Source organism: Thermococcus cleftensis (genome assembly GCF_000265525.1).
Classification (GTDB): Archaea; Methanobacteriota_B; Thermococci; order Thermococcales; family Thermococcaceae; genus Thermococcus; species Thermococcus cleftensis.
Map to the genome: position 1 here is coordinate 24,783 of NC_018015.1, position 16,868 is coordinate 41,650.

The 16,868-nt window shown below is 57.7% G+C and carries 16 protein-coding genes and 1 pseudogene; 10 read left to right on the plus strand and 7 right to left on the minus strand.

Annotated features, from left to right (window positions below):
- The first annotated feature begins 40 nt into the window (after positions 1 to 40).
- From CL1_RS00145 to CL1_RS00165, 5 genes are read left to right on the plus strand one after another with little or no spacing between them, the layout of a single operon-like run.
- Entirely contained in the window at positions 41 to 1,093 is a 1,053-nt protein-coding gene (locus CL1_RS00145; RefSeq protein ID WP_014787886.1) for an FKBP-type peptidyl-prolyl cis-trans isomerase, read from the plus strand.
- A gap of 33 nt (positions 1,094 to 1,126) precedes the next feature.
- Positions 1,127 to 1,729, plus strand: a complete 603-nt coding sequence (gene mrtA / locus CL1_RS00150; protein WP_014787887.1) for a CPBP family archaeomyxosortase MrtA — start codon at positions 1,127 to 1,129, stop codon at positions 1,727 to 1,729.
- A 38-nt stretch (positions 1,730 to 1,767) separates the two neighbouring features.
- Positions 1,768 to 2,520: a heparan-alpha-glucosaminide N-acetyltransferase gene (locus tag CL1_RS00155; RefSeq protein WP_048151608.1), complete on the plus strand. Its 753-nt coding sequence runs from the start codon at positions 1,768 to 1,770 to the stop codon at positions 2,518 to 2,520.
- Between the two features lie 38 nt (positions 2,521 to 2,558).
- Positions 2,559 to 3,197, plus strand: a complete 639-nt coding sequence (locus CL1_RS00160; protein WP_148267247.1) for a hypothetical protein — start codon at positions 2,559 to 2,561, stop codon at positions 3,195 to 3,197.
- Positions 3,151 to 4,284 (plus strand): hypothetical protein, encoded by a 1,134-nt coding sequence (locus tag CL1_RS00165; protein WP_014787890.1) that lies wholly within the window; start codon positions 3,151 to 3,153, stop codon positions 4,282 to 4,284. Before CL1_RS00160 ends, CL1_RS00165 begins: the two co-directional genes overlap by 47 nt.
- On the opposite strand, the gene thiD is transcribed toward CL1_RS00165, so the two are convergent.
- From thiD to CL1_RS00180, 3 genes are all read right to left on the minus strand, one after another.
- Positions 4,253 to 5,548, minus strand: a complete 1,296-nt coding sequence (gene thiD / locus CL1_RS00170; protein WP_014787891.1) for a bifunctional hydroxymethylpyrimidine kinase/phosphomethylpyrimidine kinase — start codon at positions 5,546 to 5,548, stop codon at positions 4,253 to 4,255. The genes CL1_RS00165 and thiD overlap by 32 nt on opposite strands.
- A gap of 4 nt (positions 5,549 to 5,552) precedes the next feature.
- A complete protein-coding gene (locus CL1_RS00175; RefSeq protein ID WP_014787892.1) occupies positions 5,553 to 6,305 on the minus strand; it encodes a sulfide-dependent adenosine diphosphate thiazole synthase in 753 nt (250 codons plus the stop codon).
- A gap of 114 nt (positions 6,306 to 6,419) precedes the next feature.
- Entirely contained in the window at positions 6,420 to 8,006 is a 1,587-nt protein-coding gene (locus CL1_RS00180; protein WP_014787893.1) for a hypothetical protein, read from the minus strand.
- A 144-nt stretch (positions 8,007 to 8,150) separates the two neighbouring features.
- Between CL1_RS00180 and thiC the strand changes: the two genes are divergently transcribed.
- From thiC to CL1_RS00200, 4 genes are read left to right on the plus strand one after another with little or no spacing between them, the layout of a single operon-like run.
- Positions 8,151 to 9,431, plus strand: coding sequence for a phosphomethylpyrimidine synthase ThiC (gene thiC, locus CL1_RS00185; protein ID WP_014787894.1), 1,281 nt, complete (start codon positions 8,151 to 8,153; stop codon positions 9,429 to 9,431).
- Between the two features lie 4 nt (positions 9,432 to 9,435).
- Positions 9,436 to 10,095, plus strand: a complete 660-nt coding sequence (locus CL1_RS00190) for a phosphoribosylaminoimidazolesuccinocarboxamide synthase (protein ID WP_014787895.1) — start codon at positions 9,436 to 9,438, stop codon at positions 10,093 to 10,095.
- Positions 10,092 to 11,024, plus strand: coding sequence for a formate--phosphoribosylaminoimidazolecarboxamide ligase (locus CL1_RS00195; RefSeq protein WP_014787896.1), 933 nt, complete (start codon positions 10,092 to 10,094; stop codon positions 11,022 to 11,024). Before CL1_RS00190 ends, CL1_RS00195 begins: the two co-directional genes overlap by 4 nt.
- Positions 11,021 to 11,611, plus strand: coding sequence for an IMP cyclohydrolase (locus tag CL1_RS00200; RefSeq protein WP_048151616.1), 591 nt, complete (start codon positions 11,021 to 11,023; stop codon positions 11,609 to 11,611). The genes CL1_RS00195 and CL1_RS00200 overlap by 4 nt, the downstream gene beginning before the upstream one ends.
- Here the strand turns inward: CL1_RS00200 and ribH are convergent.
- From ribH to ribD, 4 genes and pseudogenes are all read right to left on the minus strand, one after another.
- Positions 11,601 to 12,062, minus strand: a complete 462-nt coding sequence (gene ribH, locus CL1_RS00205; RefSeq protein ID WP_014787898.1) for a 6,7-dimethyl-8-ribityllumazine synthase — start codon at positions 12,060 to 12,062, stop codon at positions 11,601 to 11,603. The two genes, CL1_RS00200 and ribH, sit on opposite strands and share 11 nt — an antisense overlap.
- Positions 12,063 to 12,073: 11 nt before the next feature.
- Positions 12,074 to 13,234, minus strand: coding sequence for a bifunctional 3,4-dihydroxy-2-butanone-4-phosphate synthase/GTP cyclohydrolase II (locus CL1_RS00210; protein WP_014787899.1), 1,161 nt, complete (start codon positions 13,232 to 13,234; stop codon positions 12,074 to 12,076).
- Positions 13,231 to 13,788, minus strand: a pseudogene (locus tag CL1_RS00215) (riboflavin synthase). Before CL1_RS00215 ends, CL1_RS00210 begins: the two are co-directional and overlap by 4 nt.
- Positions 13,769 to 14,851, minus strand: coding sequence for a bifunctional diaminohydroxyphosphoribosylaminopyrimidine deaminase/5-amino-6-(5-phosphoribosylamino)uracil reductase RibD (gene ribD / locus CL1_RS00220; protein ID WP_014787901.1), 1,083 nt, complete (start codon positions 14,849 to 14,851; stop codon positions 13,769 to 13,771). Before ribD ends, CL1_RS00215 begins: the two are co-directional and overlap by 20 nt.
- 98 nt (positions 14,852 to 14,949) lie before the next feature.
- Between ribD and CL1_RS00225 the strand changes: the two genes are divergently transcribed.
- Positions 14,950 to 16,800 (plus strand): prolyl oligopeptidase family serine peptidase, encoded by a 1,851-nt coding sequence (locus CL1_RS00225; protein ID WP_014787902.1) that lies wholly within the window; start codon positions 14,950 to 14,952, stop codon positions 16,798 to 16,800.
- Positions 16,801 to 16,868: the final 68 nt, after the last annotated feature.

Here is a 16,868-nt window from a genome sequence, read left to right on the forward strand (position 1 = left end):
ACCCCCTCAATCCGGGGTAGAGCAGTAAAGGGAGGTTACGATGATGAAGGTTCAGAAGGGAGACGTCATAAGGCTTCACTACACCGGAAGGGTCAAGGAGACCGGTGAGATATTCGACACCACTCACGAGGAGGTCGCCAAGGAGGCCGGGATATACAGCGAGAAGGGCATATACGGTCCGGTTCCGATAGCCGTCGGAGCTGGCCACGTCCTCAAGGGCCTCGACGAGCAGCTGGAAGGCCTTGAGGTTGGCAAGAAGTACGAGATAATCGTCCCGCCCGAGAAGGGCTTCGGAAAGCGCGACCCCAAGCTCATCAAGACCTTCACCCTCGGACAGTTCAGGAGGCAGGGCATACTTCCCTTCCCGGGAATGCCGATTGAAATAGAAACCGAGGGCGGCAGGAAGCTCAAGGGGAAGGTTCTGACGGTCAGCGGGGGCAGGGTTAGGGTCGATTTCAACCACCCCTACTCGGGCAAGCACCTGGTTTACGAGGTCGAGGTCGTTGAAAAGATTGAGGATCCGATAGAGAAGGTGAAGGCCCTCATAGAGCTCCGCATGCCGATGGTCGACCCAGAGAAGGTGGTCATCGAGGTCGGCGAGAAGGACGTCACCGTCGATTTCAGCAACGCCGATCTGGACAAGAACACCCTCGTCCTCGGCGAGATACTCCTCGAGAGCGACCTCAAGTTCATAGGCTACGAGGAGGTAACCTTCAAGCCCTCCGTTGAGGAGCTTCTCAAGCCGCCGGAGGAGACCTCAGAGGAGGAAACTGAGGTCATAGAGCTCGAGGAGGAAGTCAGCGAGCCGCTCGTCGAGAAGACCGAGGAAAAGGAAGAGACCGAAGAGAAGACCGAGGAAGTCAAGGAGGATAAGATAGAGGTCGAGGAGAAAGCTGAAGAGCAGGAGGAGAAGGCTGAGAAGTCAGAGGAGCCAGAGGAGTCCAAGGAGAAGGCCGAGGAAAAGCCCAAGAAGACCAAGAAAACCACCAGAAAGAGCACCAAGGGCAGGAAGACCAGGAGAACCACCACCAAGAAGACCACCAGCAAGAAGAAGACCAAGGCGGCCGAGGAGAAGGAGTCCAAGGAGGAGTGAAAGGCTTTTATCCTCCTTCCCAAACTTTTCTCCATGCGGCTTAAGAACAACCCCTACGCTCTCTACCTCCTCTCGCTCCCCTTTATCCTCGCCGTCAGGTACAGCGGCGGTGACCTTTTTAGCTGGGCGGTTTACAACACCCTCTTCTACTTCGCCCTTCCCCTAGTCTTGGCGTATGCCCTAGGCTTCGAACGGGGGGAGCTGGGGGTTCGAGTGGGGGCCCTTAAAGAGTACCGCTGGGCCCTGCTCCTCTTCATCGCCTCCCTGCCCCTGAGCATTTACGGGGCAACGCTGCCGGAGATGAAAGCCTACTACCCGATATTCGACTTCTCCGGCCCCCTGGACTTCCTGCTCAAGGAGCTGGCGGTAGGGGCGATAATGTTCGCCCACGAGGCATTTTACAGGGGGATACTTCTGTTCCCTCTCGCCAGGAGAAACGAGTGGCTCGGCATACTCGCCCAGGACGTCCCGTACGCCCTCGTCCACATCGGAAAGCCGGGCATAGAGGTTCCCTATTCGTTCGTGGCGGGAATAGTCTTCGCCAAACTCGACCTTCGGGCCGGGAGCTTTCTCCCCAGCTTTCTCCTCCACTGGCTCGGGGCGGTGCTCTTCGACGTCCTATGTGTCCTCCTATGAGGCGAAATGGATATTAGGGATCAGTCCCAAGAGACCTTATGCTCGGCGCCGAAGTGTACCTGAAGGGCCGGTACTGGGAGGTTGATCTCCTGCGCGGTATCGGAATAACGATGATGGTGGTCTCAAACTTTGTCACAGACCTCTGGCTCTTCCTCAACTACTCCGGGCACCGTACGTTCTGGTTCGCCTTCGCAGTCACCACCGCCTCGATATTCGTCTTCACATCGGGCCTCTCATTCTGGATAAGCTATTCCCGAGCGATAAAGAGAAACCCCCAACCATACAGGAAGTATTTCCGGCGCTTTATCAAGCTCTTCGGCCTTGGCATGCTCATAACCCTGGTCACCTCACTCCTCCCGGGCAGAATGACGATTCACTTTGGAATCCTCCACTTCCTCGGCGTGGCTACGCTCCTGGCTATCCCATTTCACCGGTTCGGGAGAAAGAACCTTTTCTGGGCCTTCTTTTTCCTCCTTAGCTATTCCCTGGTAAGGAACCTCCACGACGGCCTGCTCCTCCTTCCCCTGGGCATCACGCCCGAGGACTACTTCGCTCCCGACTACTTCCCGATCTTCCCCTGGTTTGGAGTTTACCTACTCGGAATGACCGCGGGGAGCGTTTTCTATCCCACCGGCGAGAGGAAGGTCCGCCTGCCCACGCCGGAGAATCCGCTGGTTCATCTCGTAACCTTCGCCGGGAGACACACCTTGGCGATCTACCTCCTCCATCAGCCTGTTCTCGTGGCCCTGCTTAGACTTATCCACGGCCCGATTCCGGGGCTTCCAATATAACCGGAAAATTTAAAAGGCTTATTCCAACTTCAGATCGTATGAGGGTGGAAATCAGAGCCGTGCCGGAGGATAACAACCCAAAGGAGTGCATAAAGAAGGCCGCACTGGAGGCCCTCGTGGACGAGACGGTCCGCGTTCCCGGGAGCTTCACGAGTGCACTTTTCCACCCAAGACCCTGGGAGCGTTTTAAGGAATGCACCCGACCAAGGGCGAGTGTCGAGTTCTCGGCCGGGGGTTTCTTCATCGCCCGGGGCGAGGAGGACTACCTGAAATTCGCGGAAGGAATTTTAAGCATCGGCGCCCTCGCAAGGGGCAGGTTCGGGAGGGCCCTCCAGCTGGCGGAGCTGACCGGAACGCGCCTACTGGCGGACCCTGTTGATGAAGGAATACGACTGTCGTTCGCGGGCTTCTACGGTGTGGTGGGGCTTTCCCCTGGAGGGGTAACCTTCTCGACGGAAGATTCGGCCGTACGGGTTCCCCTTGGAGATTTTCTCAGCGCCGAGGAGTGCTTCCTAAGCTCCCTCACCTTTGACCTCGGAGAGCTCTTTGAGGTCTGCTCAAAGCACGGGCTTGAGCGGGCGTTCCTTGAGAACACCAGGCAGGTGAGGCTTCTCCTGAAGGTGGTTGGCTATGAGAACGGGCTGGAAGATTGGGACGGGAAGGGAATCCCTCCTTGAGAGTCTCGCGGAGCTGGCGAAGACCGGGGACTTCCTTGAGTACCTCCGCCTCGAGTGGGACGACTACGGAATTTTAAGCCTCTGGCGGGGCGACCTCCCCGTCTTCGGGGCGGACGTCTTTCTCGGGAGCGCGCTGGAGGAGCTTGCGTTGCTGAACTTCCACCTTCTCGAAGTCAAGCCGTCCCTCGACCTCGGCGAGCTGAGGAGAGGAAAGCTCGAGGACGACCCGTACAGAAAAGCCCTCGCGGGGAAGAACTTCGATGCGTTCCTTGAGGAGCACCCCGTGGTGAGCCTCGGCTCCTACGACCCCTGGATAGACCTGCACCTGGTGAGGAACGGGAAAACCCTTAAGGTTCTCTCCCTCGAGTGGTATGGGCCACACCAAGAGCTCTACTTCGAGGTCCCCCTGGAGGAGTGGCTCGATTCAACTGTGAGACTCTTCGCGATGATAGTCAGGGACTTCGAGAGAATGCGGGAGACGCTCCTCAGGTACGGCCTCGTGAACGCTCCCCGAAAAATTGGGCGATACAGGACCCTTTTGAGGGGACTCCTCGACGCCCACCCGATTGATATTGACGCCCTTCCGCCAGCCTACGCCCCCTGGGAGGTGGAGGAAGTCCTGAGAACGGCCTCGAACTTCCTGTTCCGGGGGAGTGTGGAGGGGGCAAAGTGTGTCCTCGACTCGCTCGAAAACCCCAACCACTACAGGCAGGCCCTTTTCAGAATCCACGACAAACCCGGGAGGCTTGAAAGTCTCTACCGCCTTCTTGAAAAGCCGTACCGCCCCGAGATGTTGTCTCATCTGGCCTACCTATATGCCGTCGATGGAAGGCCTGGGAGAGGAGAGGCAATAGCCGCCGAGGTCGGGAGCGATGCCGCTTGGTGGAACCTCGCCCTTGGACTTTTGAACACCGGGAGTTACGGAGATGCCCTCAGAGCCGCGGAGAGAATCAAAAACCCCTGGCTTAGGGGGAAAATCCTTCTCAGAACCTATCTTGACCGGCGGGAGCTGGCTGAGGAGATAAAGGAGAGAGCGCCGGAGCACGTGAGGGTCTTCATCGAGGAGAGGGAGAAAGGAGAACCCTGACTCTCTCCACCACCTCCCGCGCGTCCCGCCCGAAGATCAGGATCATCGGCTCCTTGCCCCAGTCCCCGAGGTGGTAGATTACGTCCGGCCTTTTTCCTGCCCTTCTTACGGCAGTCTCTATGCCCCATTCCATCGTTCCTCTCTCGGCCCTCTTAACCTCCTCGGGCTCCTCCCTCCTGTCGTAGAATGAAACGACAAAGCCAAGCCGTTCAGCCCTCTCCACCAGCTTCCCGGAGTAGCGCAGGTTCAGGACGGCCCTTACCTCGGGGTAGAACTCGCGCATCTTGAGCAAAGCCCTCCTCAGATGGTCGCTGGCGTTCAGCTCAATCGGGCCCACGGGCTTAACCGTTTTCCCGTAGCGGACGATCCTGCCCTTCACCGCGAAGACCTCTCCAAGGGCAGTCGCCAGCGCGAAGTTAGTGCCCACCTCCGGAACGTGAGGGTTGAGTTTTTCGCCGAACTTCACGAGTTCTTGAACTGCCCTTTCAAGCTCTTCCCTGGCCCTCCAGCGGTGGGCGTCTCTCTGGAACTCCCAGAGGGGATTGACGGCCTTTGCCTCGGCCTTTGAGAACCTTATAGCACCTTCAACGAAGCGTTTGGCCCTTTCCACCGCCTCTGGAAGCTCAAGGCCCTTCGCCAGAAAAGCGGCCAAAGCCGAGGAGAAGGCACAGCCCGTCCCGTGGGTGAAGCCATCAACCCTTTCCCCAGGAAACTCGAAGAACTCCCCGTTCCAGTAGAGGACGTCGGTTAGGTTCAGGTGGCCGCCTTTGACGATCACCGCCTCGGCCTTCAGAGTTTGGGCTATGATCCTCGCCGATTCCCTCATGTCCTCGAGGGAGTGGATTTTAAGACCGCTTAGAGCTTCGGCCTCCGGAACGTTGGGGGTGACTATTGAGCCCTTCACGAGAACCTTGAGCGACCCGATGTCGTCGATGAGCCTCTCACCGGTGCTCGAAGCCATCACCGGATCGAAGACCCTCGTTAAGTCCTCCGTTTCCTTGGCAACGACCTTGGCTATCCCCCCGCTCCCGAGCATGCCCACTTTGACTGCCTTAATATCAAAGTGCCCCCTAACGGCCCGTATCTGGTCCCTCAAGGCCTCCGCTGGTAGGGGAAAATAGCCGGAAACCCTCTCGGGGTTCTGGTAGGTGACCGCTGTGAGAATCGGCAGTGGATGCTCACCCAGAGCCGAGACCGTCTCGATGTCGGCTTTAATGCCCGCTCCCCCGCCGGTGTCGAGGCCTGCTACAATCAAAACGGCCATTCCATCACCCCAGCTTTTCGAGGATTTCGAGGGCCGCTTTCCTCCCGCTGAGGAACATTCCGCCGAATATCGGGCCCATTCTCGGGGCACCGGCTATCGCGTTAGCGGCCATTCCAGTGACGTAGAGACCGGGGAAGATTTCCCCCGTGTGCTTGACCGTGAGCTCCTCGCCCCTCTCGGCCCACATCGGGCCCTCTCCAGGAACCTTGAGCAGGCCCCTCTTAACGAGGTGCTGGCTTATCTGCGCCCCGTGACCGGTTGAGTCGATTACAAACTTCGCCCCGACGGTGAGCGGGTCCACGTGGAGGCCCGTCATGAGAACCGGCGTCCAGTTGATTACTATCCCGGCCACGCGGTTCTCCTTCAGAACCAGATCCTCGACCTCTATCATGTTGAAGAACCTCACGCCGGCCTTTACAGCCTTGCTCGCTATCGTCGTTGCCGTCTCGATGGCATCGGCAACGTAGAGGCCGTTCCTGAAGGGCCTGTAAGTTATCCCGAACTCGTCGAGGATTTCTCTGGCTTCCTCCTGGACGACTATCCTGTTGAAGCCCATCGCGCCGCCCCAGATTCCGCCGCCGATGGAGAGCTTCTTCTCGAAGATTGCCACCTTTGCACCGCCTTTGGCGAGGTAGTAGCCGGCGACCATTCCTGAAGGACCCGCGCCCACAATAGCGACGTCGAGGCTCAGGCTTTCGAGAAGCTCGGCCGTGTAGGCCTCGATTATCGCCCTGCTTATCTCCATCTCCCTCATCATAGCCACCACCCAAAACCTTTTAAGCCGCGGTAAAAACTGAGTTTTGAAATTTAAAAACTTTGTTATAAAGGGGTTTTAAAACCGCGGGAAACACGGGTGGTGAAAAAAGAGGAATCAACGTTCGTGATCCGAAGAGACGTTTTCTGGGCAGTAACCTGTACGGGGGTCGCAGGGAGGGTTGTAGCCAGAATTTCCAGGAATGAAAATGTCTCCGAACATTCCGGTCAGGGGATACCTTTCACCCTTGTACTCAAACAGCACTTTGCTCGCGTATATCGTTGCTTTCACCGGTGTATCTAGATACTCCTCAGCGTCCTTTATGGAGACATCAACAGTGACGAGAGATGACTCCTCTAATTCTTTGGTTATTCCAACCGCGATTGCGAGGGTAAATGGTGAGACTTTCACATCGCCCTTTCCGATGACACCGAGCACGGGTGCCGAGGCGGAAAACAATGGTAGGGTGCTGACTTCTTGCCTAACCGTGAACGTGGAAATGCTGAGACCACCGTGACCACTATTTTCTATCGCTTCTCTCCAGTACCGGTGAACGAACCACATTGTCCTGCTCATCGGCCCACCCTCCCTGTCGGGCCAGCCGGGTTCGACGTATCTCCTCAGTCTCATGTCCTTTTCGTCGGGCTTTCCGAGGACAACGTACGCATAAGTGTCAAGTGGACGGTAGTGCTCGGCCCTTCCGTTTATGTAGTCGACTCTATACAGTTGGTACTTGCCGAACGTAACGCTACCTTTAATTCCTGCCCCAATGACGGTGGGGGATACAAGCTCGTGTCCCCATATCCTCACCTCTGACTTTGGAATCCTGAGCGAGTTTTTGTTTATCGTGTACGAGTAACCGAGTATCCTTCCCTCAATAGAACCGCCGGTGTTTTCGGTTTCAACCGCCCCAACTGCCGAGAACGCTAGCTCGGCCCGGTTTGTCGTTACCGCACTGTAATCTAGGGAGATGACAATGTCGTTTATTTTGCCCGTGTCCCCGGTTACCTGGAATGCCGCCACGGGAATGATGCTCGCCCTTCCGAGGGTTTTTTCGGGAAGCCACTCGAAGCAGTACCTGGAGCGGTCACTGCCTACCCAGAACTCCGGTGAACACTGCGGTTTTCCAATCTCCGGCAGCGGTGTGTTAGGTTCTATCCCCGCTGAGGCCCCAGCTTCTCCCGGCTCTTTTAGGAGCTCTTTGACTCTGTCTTTCCCGTAGAGCCTCCCCATGACGTCCTCATCGATGTCAATCCTGACCCACAGGTTCTCAAGCAGGTTCTCGACGTCTATCGGGACTGTCGTCATGAAGTAGTCCAGGTTGCCCTCCTCGTCCTGAACGGTTCCGAGGAGAAGGAGGGACGGCTTCACGCTGTCGGGGCTGAGGTTGTTGGCGACCAGATAGCGGTTCCAATCGCGCATGACGCCGAGTATCGCCCTGTACTCTATCTGGATTTTGCCCCTTCCGGAGTAGGTGCCCAGGTACTTCAGAGAGCCGTTGGGCATGAGGGCCGAGACGGAGACCGATGCGTAATCGTCCGTTGGGAGTTTGACCTCGAAAGACGGCTCGAAGATAAAGCTCCTGTAGTAGTCCACCTGTGCACCATAGTACTCGACGGACTCCACTGGAATCTGAGAGGCGGCAAAGACCGCCCCTAATACTATGGTTAGTATTAGGAGAAGGACTGCCAACACTCTTCTCATTTGGTCACCTCGATAGTTTGTTTTATTTACAACTTCAAAAAGTTTTCGATCGAGCACTCCAAAAACCTTTTAAGCCGCGGTAAAAACTAAGTTTTGAAATTTAAAAACTTTGTTATAAAAGGGTTTTAAAACCGGGTGATGGGAATGACCCAGCTTGAGGAGGCCAAACGCGGGGTAATCACGGAGGAGATGAAGTTCATCGCCGAGAGGGAGGGGATAAGCCCCGAAAAGCTCAGGAGGAGCGTGGCGAAAGGACACACCGTCATCTTCCGCAACGTCCGCCACGACTGGGTAAGGCCGGTCGCGGTTGGCAATGTCGTTCGCGTCAAGGTGAACGCCAACATAGGCACCTCCCGCGACATCGTCGATGTCAGGGCCGAGATAGAGAAGGCCAAGGTGGCCGTCAAGTACGGCGCCGACACGATAATGGACCTCTCCACCGGCGGTGACCTCGACTCCATAAGGAAGGCCATAATGCACGCCGTCGATGTGCCAATAGGGACGGTTCCAATCTACCAGGCCGCCGAGGAGATGCTCGCTAAAGGAAAGGCGATCATTGAGATGAGCGAGGACGACATGTGGAGGGCCGTTGAGAGGCACTTCCGGGACGGCGTTGACTACACGACGATACACGTTGGAGTAACCAAGGAAGTCGTCGAGAAGATGAAGAGGACGAAGAGGATCGTCGGCATGGTCTCGCGCGGCGGGACTTTTCTGGCGGCGTGGATACTCCACTGGGGCGAGGAGAACCCGTTTTACAGGGACTACAACTACCTCCTAGAGCTCGCTAGGGAGTACGACGTCGTTCTCAGCCTCGGCGACGGGCTTAGACCGGGTGGACTTCCCGATGCCGGCGACGAGCTTCAGATGGCGGAACTCTACACCCTCGGGAGGCTCGTTAAAAAAGCCAGGGAAGCCGGCGTTCAGACAATGGTCGAGGGGCCGGGCCACGTGCCCATAGACCAGATACCGGCGCAGGTGAAGCTCGCGAAAGTTGCCACGGACAACGCGCCCTTCTACGTCCTGGGTCCAATAGTTACCGACATCTTCCCGGGCTACGACCACATTACCGCGGCCATAGGAGGGGCGATAGCCGCTCTAAACGGGGCTGACTTCCTCTGCTACGTAACGCCCGCTGAGCACCTCGGACTTCCGACGGTCGAGCACGTTCGCGAGGGGGTCATAGCTGCCAGAATAGCGGCCCACGCCGTAAACCTGACCCGCTTTGAGGCGGATTTTAGAAAGGACTACCTCATGAGCGTCGCGAGGGGAAGGCTCGACTGGGCGAAGCAGTTCGAGCTGAGCGGGGACAGGGAGATGTTCGTCGAGATAAGGAAGGAAAGGCCGACTAAAACAGAGGCCTGCTCGATGTGCGGCGACCTCTGCGCGATAAAGCTTATCCAAGAGATGCTCCGGAAGGGGTGAGAGCTTGGAGCTCGTCTACTCTGGCAAGACGAAGGACGTCTACGAAGATGGACCCTACCTAATCTTCCACTTCAAGGACACCGTCCTTGGCAGAGATGGGAGAGAAGACAGCGGAGGCAACGAGGTGATCGGCGAGATGGCGGGAAAGGGGAGCCTCGTTTTGGAGCAGACGGAGTTCTTCTTCCGCCTCCTTGAGAGAAACGGCGTAAAGACGCACTTCGTCGGGCGGATTGACGAGAGAAAGGCGCGCTTTCTGAAGGCCGAGAGGATTCCGCTGGAGGTCATTTATCGGGAACTCGCCTACGGGAGCTTTCTGAGGCGCTATAAAGGCTGGGCAAAGCCATTCCAGAGGCTCGGGGTAGTTGAGTTCACCCTGAAGGACGACTCCCTCGACGACCCGCCCATAGCCGAGGAGGCAGTGGTCGCCCTTGGAATCGCGAGCGAAGAGGAAGTCAGGGGGATGAAGGAAACGACGAGGAAGGTGGCAAGAATCTTGAGGGAGTTCTTTTCCTCAAAGGGCCTCCAGCTCGTTGACTTCAAGCTCGAGTTCGGCAGGCTCGATGGCCGGCTGACCGTTATAGACGAGCTGAGCGGGGACACGATGCGCGTCGCGAAAGACGGGCGAATCCTAACCCGTGAAGAGCTCTCGGAGGTGGTAGAGTGATCCTCTCGACGATAGCTTCACACTCCTCCCTCCAGATCCTCCTTGGGGCCAAAGACGAAGGGTTTAGGACGAGGCTCTACGTGAAGCCCGAAAGGAGGGCCTTCTACGCCTCCACGAGGCTCGCGGACGAGCTCATCGTCACGGAAGACATGGGCGCGATCCTTGAGGACGATGGGATAGTAATCCCGCACGGCTCCTTCGTCGCTTACCTCGGGCTTGAGGGGATAGAGAAGGCTAAAACCAGGTTCTTCGGCAACAAACGCTTCCTGAAGTGGGAGACGACCTTTGAACTGCAGGACAGGGCCCTGGACGCGGCCGGAATTCCTAGGGTTGAGGTTATCGAACCAGAGGAGGTCAGGCAGGATAGGCTCTACTTCGTCCGGATTGAAGGCCCGAGGGGAGGGAGCGGGCACTTCCTGGCGAGGGGCGAGGAGCTTGAGGAGAGACTGGGGAACATCGAGGCCAAGTTCAGAATCGAGGGGTTCATACCGGGCGTTTACCTCTACGTCCACTTCTTCTACTCTCCGATTCTCGGGAGGCTCGAGCTCCTTGGAGTCGATGAGCGAGTGCTTATAGCCGATGGAAACGCCCGCTGGCCGGTAAAACCGCTCCCCTACACCATAGCGGGGAACGTCGGCGTCGCTTTGAGGGAGTCGCTCCTGCCGAGGCTCTACGACTACGGCCTGGCCTTCGTTGAGGCGATGAAAAAGCTGGAGCCACCCGGGGTAATCGGCCCCTTCGCCCTCCACTTCGCCTACGATGGAAACTTCAAGGCGATAGGCTTCGCCTCACGGATAGACGGCGGTTCCAACGCGCTCCACTGGTACGGACGGCTCTACTGGGACGAGCCGATGAGCGTGGGCAGGAGGATAGCGCGGGAGATAAGGCTCGCCCTCGGGGAGGAGAGGCTTGCGGAGGTGGTAACTTGACCTACACGGGCAGAACCCTGGGGATCGGTCTGATGGAAGGCAAGCCCTTCGCCTTCTACCTCCTCTGCTCCCGCTCCTTCCCTAGGAGGAAGGCAATCGTGAGAGAAAACGCGGTCTACATCGAGAACTTAACAGAGACGGACAACCCCTACGTCAGCTACCCCGTCGTGAGGCTCCTCGATGAGTACGCCGTCGTCACCAACGGTCTCCAGACGGACTTCATTGCCCAGGCCCTCGAGTGGGAGAGCCCCAAGAAGGCCCTGGTTCACGTTTTGGACGCCCTCGATTACGAGAGGGACGATTACAGCACGCCGAGGATAGCCGGAATAATCGGGACCGGCGGGAAGGGCTGGCTCGGCTTCGCGGGCAGGGACGAGTTCTGGGTGAAGAGGCTGGGGCTGAAGGAGGGGAAGGCCTTTGTTACAGCGACCTACAACCTGGGCTTTGCCGAGCTGGACTTCCCGGCCTTTGAGAGCGCTGAGGAGCTTGCCGAGAGGGCCACGGAACTGCCCTTCGAGAAGAAGGTGCTCGCGGTTGGAATAGTGAAAGAAAGGAAGGGGTGGGGGCTGGCTTGGTTCAGTCCCTGAGTTTTTTTATGAGGTTCGCCATCTCCAGCGTTGCCATAGCGTACTCGAAGCCCTTGTTGCTCTTCACCCCTGCCCTGTTGAAGCCCTGGAGCTCGTCTTCCACGGTTATCACACCGAAGATAACAGGAACGCCCGTGTCGAGCGAAACCTTGACAACGCCCTTGGCAACCTCATTGGCAACCAGATCGAAGTGCTTGGTTTCACCTCTAACAACAGCACCGAGGGCCAGAACCGCGTCGTAGCCCCTTTCGGCGAGCTTTTTGGCGGCGAGCGGTATCTCAAAGGAACCCGGGACCTTCACGACGTCTACCCTCTCCACGCCATGCCTCTCGAAGCAGTCGAGTGCTCCCTTAAGGAGCTCTTCGGTGAGGAGGTCGTTGAAGCGGGCAACGACGATGCCAATCCTCAGGCCCTTTCCTATAAAGGCCCCTTCGATTGTTTTTACCTCCATCAAACCACCTCCTAAACCTCGAAGGGCAGCCTGTGGCCGAGCTTCTCAGCCTTCACCCTGAGGTAAGGTCTGTTGTGCTCCGTAACCTCGCCCGGAGCTGGAATGATCTCAACGACCTCGATTCCGAACTCCTCGAGGGCTTTGGCTTTTGCCGGGTTGTTGGTGATTAGCTTGACCTTGGAGACTCCCAAAGCGCGGAGCATCTGGAACGCAGCTTCGTAGGTTCTCTCGTCGGCCTTATGGCCGAGCGCATCGTTTGCCTCAACCGTGTCAAGGCCCTTATCCTGGAGCTCGTAGGCCTTTATCTTCTCCTTCAGGCCTATTCCCCTGCCCTCCTGGTCCATGTAGAGGAGTATGCCCCCCTCCTGGGCTATCATCATTAGGGCATGGGCCAGCTGACTGCCGCAGTCGCACTTGAGAGAGGCCAGGGTGTCCCCGGTCAGGCATTTCGAGTGGATCCTTACCAGCGGAACCTCACCGTAGGGCTCCTTCACTATCGCCACGTGCTCCCTGAAGTCCAGCTCGTTGTCGAAGGCTATGATTCTGAACTCGCCGTAGCGTGTCGGTAGCCTTGCGTTGGCGTAAACCCTTATCAGTTGCTTCCTCCTCACGAACTCCTTCCAGACGTCGTCGGTTGTGAGGACTGGCAAACCGTGCTCCCTCGCGAAGTTGAGCGCGTAGTCCCTGTTGTGGGAGTCGCCTTCCTCGTCGAGGATCTCCACTATCAGGGCGTAGCGTTTGAAACCAAGGAACTCCATAAGCTCCAGCGAACTCTCGGTGTGCCCCCTCCGCCTGTTGAGGCCCACTCCCCCGAGGAGGTGCAGATGGCCCGGGTAGCGGAAGGCCTTAACACTCAGCCCCTCGGCGATTTTTCGAGCGGTTAAAGCCCTCTCCTCCGCTGTTATCCCGGTGAAGGTTTCGCTGTAATCAACCGGAACCAGAAAGTTCGTCTCACCTTCCTTGCTCAGGAGCGGAAAGAAGCCCCTCTCTAGGGCCTCGTCCATGTCCATCGTGAGGCAGAGAAGCCCTTTGGCCGAGAGCATGAAGTTGACGACCTCGGACGAAGCTATCTCGGCAGGGTAAACCAGATCGGCCTCAAACTCCCTCCCCTCGTCTATCAGAACGACCGGCTTCCCATCGAGCACAGCTTTCCTAATCTCCCCCCAGTTCATGTTCCCGCCTCCATGATGCGCTTCACGTATCTGGCCAAAACGTCGATTTCGTAGTTCACCTTCTTCCCGGGCCTCAGAAGGCCGAGGTTGGTCTTTTCGAGGGTATAGGGGATTACCTAGATCCAGAAGCGGTTTGATTCCACCCTCGCAACAGTCAGGGAGACGCCGTTCAGGGCTATGGAGCCCTTCTCGGCAACGCCCCACCTCTCGGCCGGCATCTCGAAGGCCATCAAGGTAGTGTTCCTTGAGCTCCTTGCCGTCAGAAAGCGAACCGTCCCGTCCACGTGGCCTGTAACTATGTGCCCGTCGAGCCTTTCGCCGAGCTTCAGGGCCCTTTCGAGGTTCACCACCTTCGCCCCCCTCAGGTTCGTCCTCCTCAGCGTCTCCTCGCCGACGTCGAAGGTCGCTATCCTCCCATCGAACTCGACCACCGTTAGGCAGGCCCCGTTAACGGCGACGCTGTCCCCGGGTTTGACCTCAAAGGGCAACTCGACGTGGAGCCTTCCAGCAGAGTAGTGGGCCCTTCCCGTTCCCTCAACGATCCCGCTGAACATTTCCACCACCGGGATAAGCCGTCACGAGGAAGCTCTCACCGAGCCTCTCCAGCGATTCTATCTCAAGAACTGGGGCGTCGCTGGCCGTTTCGACCTTCAGGCACTCGAAGGGCTTGATTCCGTTGCCGAAGAGCTTCGGCCCGTAGAAGAGGTAGAACTTGTCCGCAAAAGCCAGGAACTCGCAGGCAATCCTTCCGCCCTCTATCAGAACGCTGTCAATGCCGAGCTCGCCGAGCTTCCTCAGGATTTTCTCTGGCTCGGTTATCGGGTATGCCTCGGCTATGCCTTCGAAGAGCTCCGGCCTCTCGGTGAAGAATATCACCCTCCCGTCCTCGAAGAGTCTGAACCTCCTTCCCGCCTTAATCGCCTCCGCAACCCTTCCGGAGCGGTCGAGGATTACCTTCACCTTCTCCGGGCAGTTATCGAGCCGGCAGTTGAGCCTCGGGTTGTCTGCTAGAACCGTTCCGGAGCCGACCATTACGGCCATGTGCCTCCTCCTGAGCTCCTGGACCTTCAGCCTCGCCTTTTCTCCGGTAATCCACTGTGAAGAGCCATTTTCGGTTGCGATGAAGCCGTCCAAGGTAAGGGCGAGCTTTATCGAGACGAAGGGGGTTCCGGTGGTTATGTACTTGATGAAAATCTTGTTGAGCTTCCTCGCCTCCTCCTCCAGAAGGCCTACCTCGACCTCTATGCCTGCTTTCCTCATCTTCTCGATTCCCCTGCCGGCCACGGGGGGGTTGGGGTCTTCCATGGCAACTACGACCCGCTTGAACCCCTCCTCTATTATTCTGTCGGCGCACGGCGGCTGCTTCCCCCAGTGGGAGCAGGGTTCGAGCGTTACGTACATAGTGGCGCCCCTGACGTCGTGGCCCTTCCTCTTGGCGTCTTCTATGGCGTTCACTTCCGCGTGCTTCTCTCCGAAGCGCTGGTGCCAGCCGAGGCCGATTATCTTCCCGTTCTTAACGATGACGGCCCCGACCATGGGGTTTGGGTTGACCCAGCCCTCCCCTTTTCTCGCGAGCTCAAGCGCGAGCCGCATGAACCTCTCGTCTTCCGTGCTCATGGTTGAGCGTTTGTTCCGAAACTTTTAAGGTTTTGTTCCGATTTTAGAACAACAAAACTTTTTTATGCCCTTCGCCGAACGTTAAGATGGTGGTTTTCATGGAGGACCCCTACCTGTGGATGGAGAACCTGAGGGACGAGCGCGTTCTCAGTCTCGTTGAGGAGGAGAACGCTCGCTTTAGGGAGTTCATAGGAAGCCTCAGCGACGAGCTCTTCCCCGAGGTCTGGGAGTACTACTCAATTCCGACGCTTCACCAAGCGAGGCTGACGGAGGAAGGCGTAATAGCGATGTACCGCGAGAGGGATAGACAGGTCATCAGATGGCTCGGAGGGGAGGTGATAGTTGATTCAAAGGATCTCGAGAGGGAACTCGGCGACGAGGTTCTCCTCCAGGGCTTCACAGCAGATGAAAGGGGGAAGCTCCTCACCTACAGCTTCTCCATCGGCGGGGCGGACGAGGGGATAACGAGGGTAATCGACCTCGAAACGAAGGAAGTAATCGACGAGTTCAGGCCCTCCGTCTGGAACGTTACCTTCCTGGAAAACGGCTACTACTTCTCCCGCTTCTACAGGCACGGCGAAACCCCGGACGGCGTTAAAGCCCCAGCGGTGAGGCTCTTCTGGAAGGGGGAAGATGGGGAGAGGCTCGTCTTCGGCGAGGGCCTCGGCTCAGGCCACTTCATCTCGCTGAGGAAGGGCACCGACGGGAAGACGGCGATGGTCACGGTGACCTTCGGCTGGAACAGCGCCGAGATCTACGCCGGGCCGATAGACAGGCCAGGGGAGTGGAGGAAGGTCTACTCGGCGGACGTTCCGGTCGAGCCAATCGACGTGATCAACGGAAGGCTCTACCTCCTCACGAGGGAGGGGAAGGGTCTTGGAAAGGTTATAGCCATAAAGGACGGGGAAGTCAAAGAAGTAATCCCCGAGGGCGACTTCCCGCTCGAGTGGGCAGTTCTGGTTGACGGCAAAATCCTCGCCGGCAGGCTCGTCCACGCGAGCCACAGGGTTGAGGTTTACTCGCCCGACGGGGAGAAGCTCGACGAGATAACCTTCGACCTTCCGGGGAGCGTTTACCCGCTCGACACAGATGGGACGAGGGCGCTCATAAGGTATGAGAGCTTCACCGTCCCCTACAGGCTCTACGAGTTCGACGGTGGGCTTAGGCTTGTAGAGGAGCAGAGAATCAACGGGAACTTCAGGGTCGAAGAGGACTTTGCCACATCGAAGGACGGGACGAGGGTTCACTACTTCCTCGTGAAGGGGGAGGGGGACGAGAAGAAAGCGTGGGTCTTCGGTTACGGCGGCTTCAACGTTGCCCTAACCCCCCGCTTCTTCCCGCAGGTGATCCCCTTCCTAAAGCGCGGCGGAACCTTTGGAATGGCCAACCTCCGCGGTGGGAGCGAGTACGGCGAGGGGTGGCACAGGGCGGGAATGAGGGAGAACAAGCAAAATGTCTTCAACGACTTCATAGCCGTGCTCGAAAAGCTCAAAGCCGAGGGCTATCGCGTTGCCGCCTGGGGAAGGAGCAACGGCGGGCTTCTGGTCTCAGCTACGCTCGTCCAGAGGCCGGACGTGATGGACTCGGCCTTGATAGGCTACCCCGTCATAGACATGCTCCGCTTCCACAAGCTCTACATCGGGAGCGTCTGGATTCCGGAGTACGGAAACCCCGACGACCCGAAGGACAGGGAGTTCCTTCTTAAATACTCCCCATACCACAACGTCAGGCCGGCGAGCTACCCGCCGACGCTCATCTACACGGGTTTACACGACGACCGCGTCCACCCTGCTCATGCGCTCAAGTTCTTCATGAAGCTGAAGGAGCTCGGAGCGCCGGTTTACCTCCGCGTTGAGACCAAGAGCGGGCACATGGGGGCATCGCCGGAGACGAGGGCTAGGGAGCTGACCGATTTGCTAGCCTTCGTGCTCAAGACTCTCCATACCTGATTCTTTCCACCTTTTTGTAGTTCCAATTGGCTCACTGCCAGGACTTCAGCGTCTCGAAAGGTTCTTAT

Excerpts from the sequence above, each read along its gene's own strand:
- CL1_RS00145 (WP_014787886.1), top strand. The coding sequence starts at position 41 with ATGATGAAGGTTCAGAAGGGAGACGTCATAAGGCTTCACTACACCGGA.
- mrtA (WP_014787887.1), top strand. The coding sequence starts at position 1,127 with ATGCGGCTTAAGAACAACCCCTACGCTCTCTACCTCCTCTCGCTCCCC.
- CL1_RS00155 (WP_048151608.1), top strand. The coding sequence starts at position 1,768 with ATGCTCGGCGCCGAAGTGTACCTGAAGGGCCGGTACTGGGAGGTTGAT.
- CL1_RS00160 (WP_148267247.1), top strand. The coding sequence starts at position 2,559 with ATGAGGGTGGAAATCAGAGCCGTGCCGGAGGATAACAACCCAAAGGAG.
- CL1_RS00165 (WP_014787890.1), top strand. The coding sequence starts at position 3,151 with ATGAGAACGGGCTGGAAGATTGGGACGGGAAGGGAATCCCTCCTTGAG.
- thiD (WP_014787891.1), bottom strand. The coding sequence starts at position 5,548 with ATGGCCGTTTTGATTGTAGCAGGCCTCGACACCGGCGGGGGAGCGGGC.
- CL1_RS00175 (WP_014787892.1), bottom strand. The coding sequence starts at position 6,305 with ATGATGAGGGAGATGGAGATAAGCAGGGCGATAATCGAGGCCTACACG.
- CL1_RS00180 (WP_014787893.1), bottom strand. The coding sequence starts at position 8,006 with ATGAGAAGAGTGTTGGCAGTCCTTCTCCTAATACTAACCATAGTATTA.
- thiC (WP_014787894.1), top strand. The coding sequence starts at position 8,151 with ATGACCCAGCTTGAGGAGGCCAAACGCGGGGTAATCACGGAGGAGATG.
- ribH (WP_014787898.1), bottom strand. The coding sequence starts at position 12,062 with ATGGAGGTAAAAACAATCGAAGGGGCCTTTATAGGAAAGGGCCTGAGG.
- CL1_RS00210 (WP_014787899.1), bottom strand. The coding sequence starts at position 13,234 with ATGAACTGGGGGGAGATTAGGAAAGCTGTGCTCGATGGGAAGCCGGTC.
- ribD (WP_014787901.1), bottom strand. The coding sequence starts at position 14,851 with ATGAGCACGGAAGACGAGAGGTTCATGCGGCTCGCGCTTGAGCTCGCG.
- CL1_RS00225 (WP_014787902.1), top strand. The coding sequence starts at position 14,950 with ATGGAGGACCCCTACCTGTGGATGGAGAACCTGAGGGACGAGCGCGTT.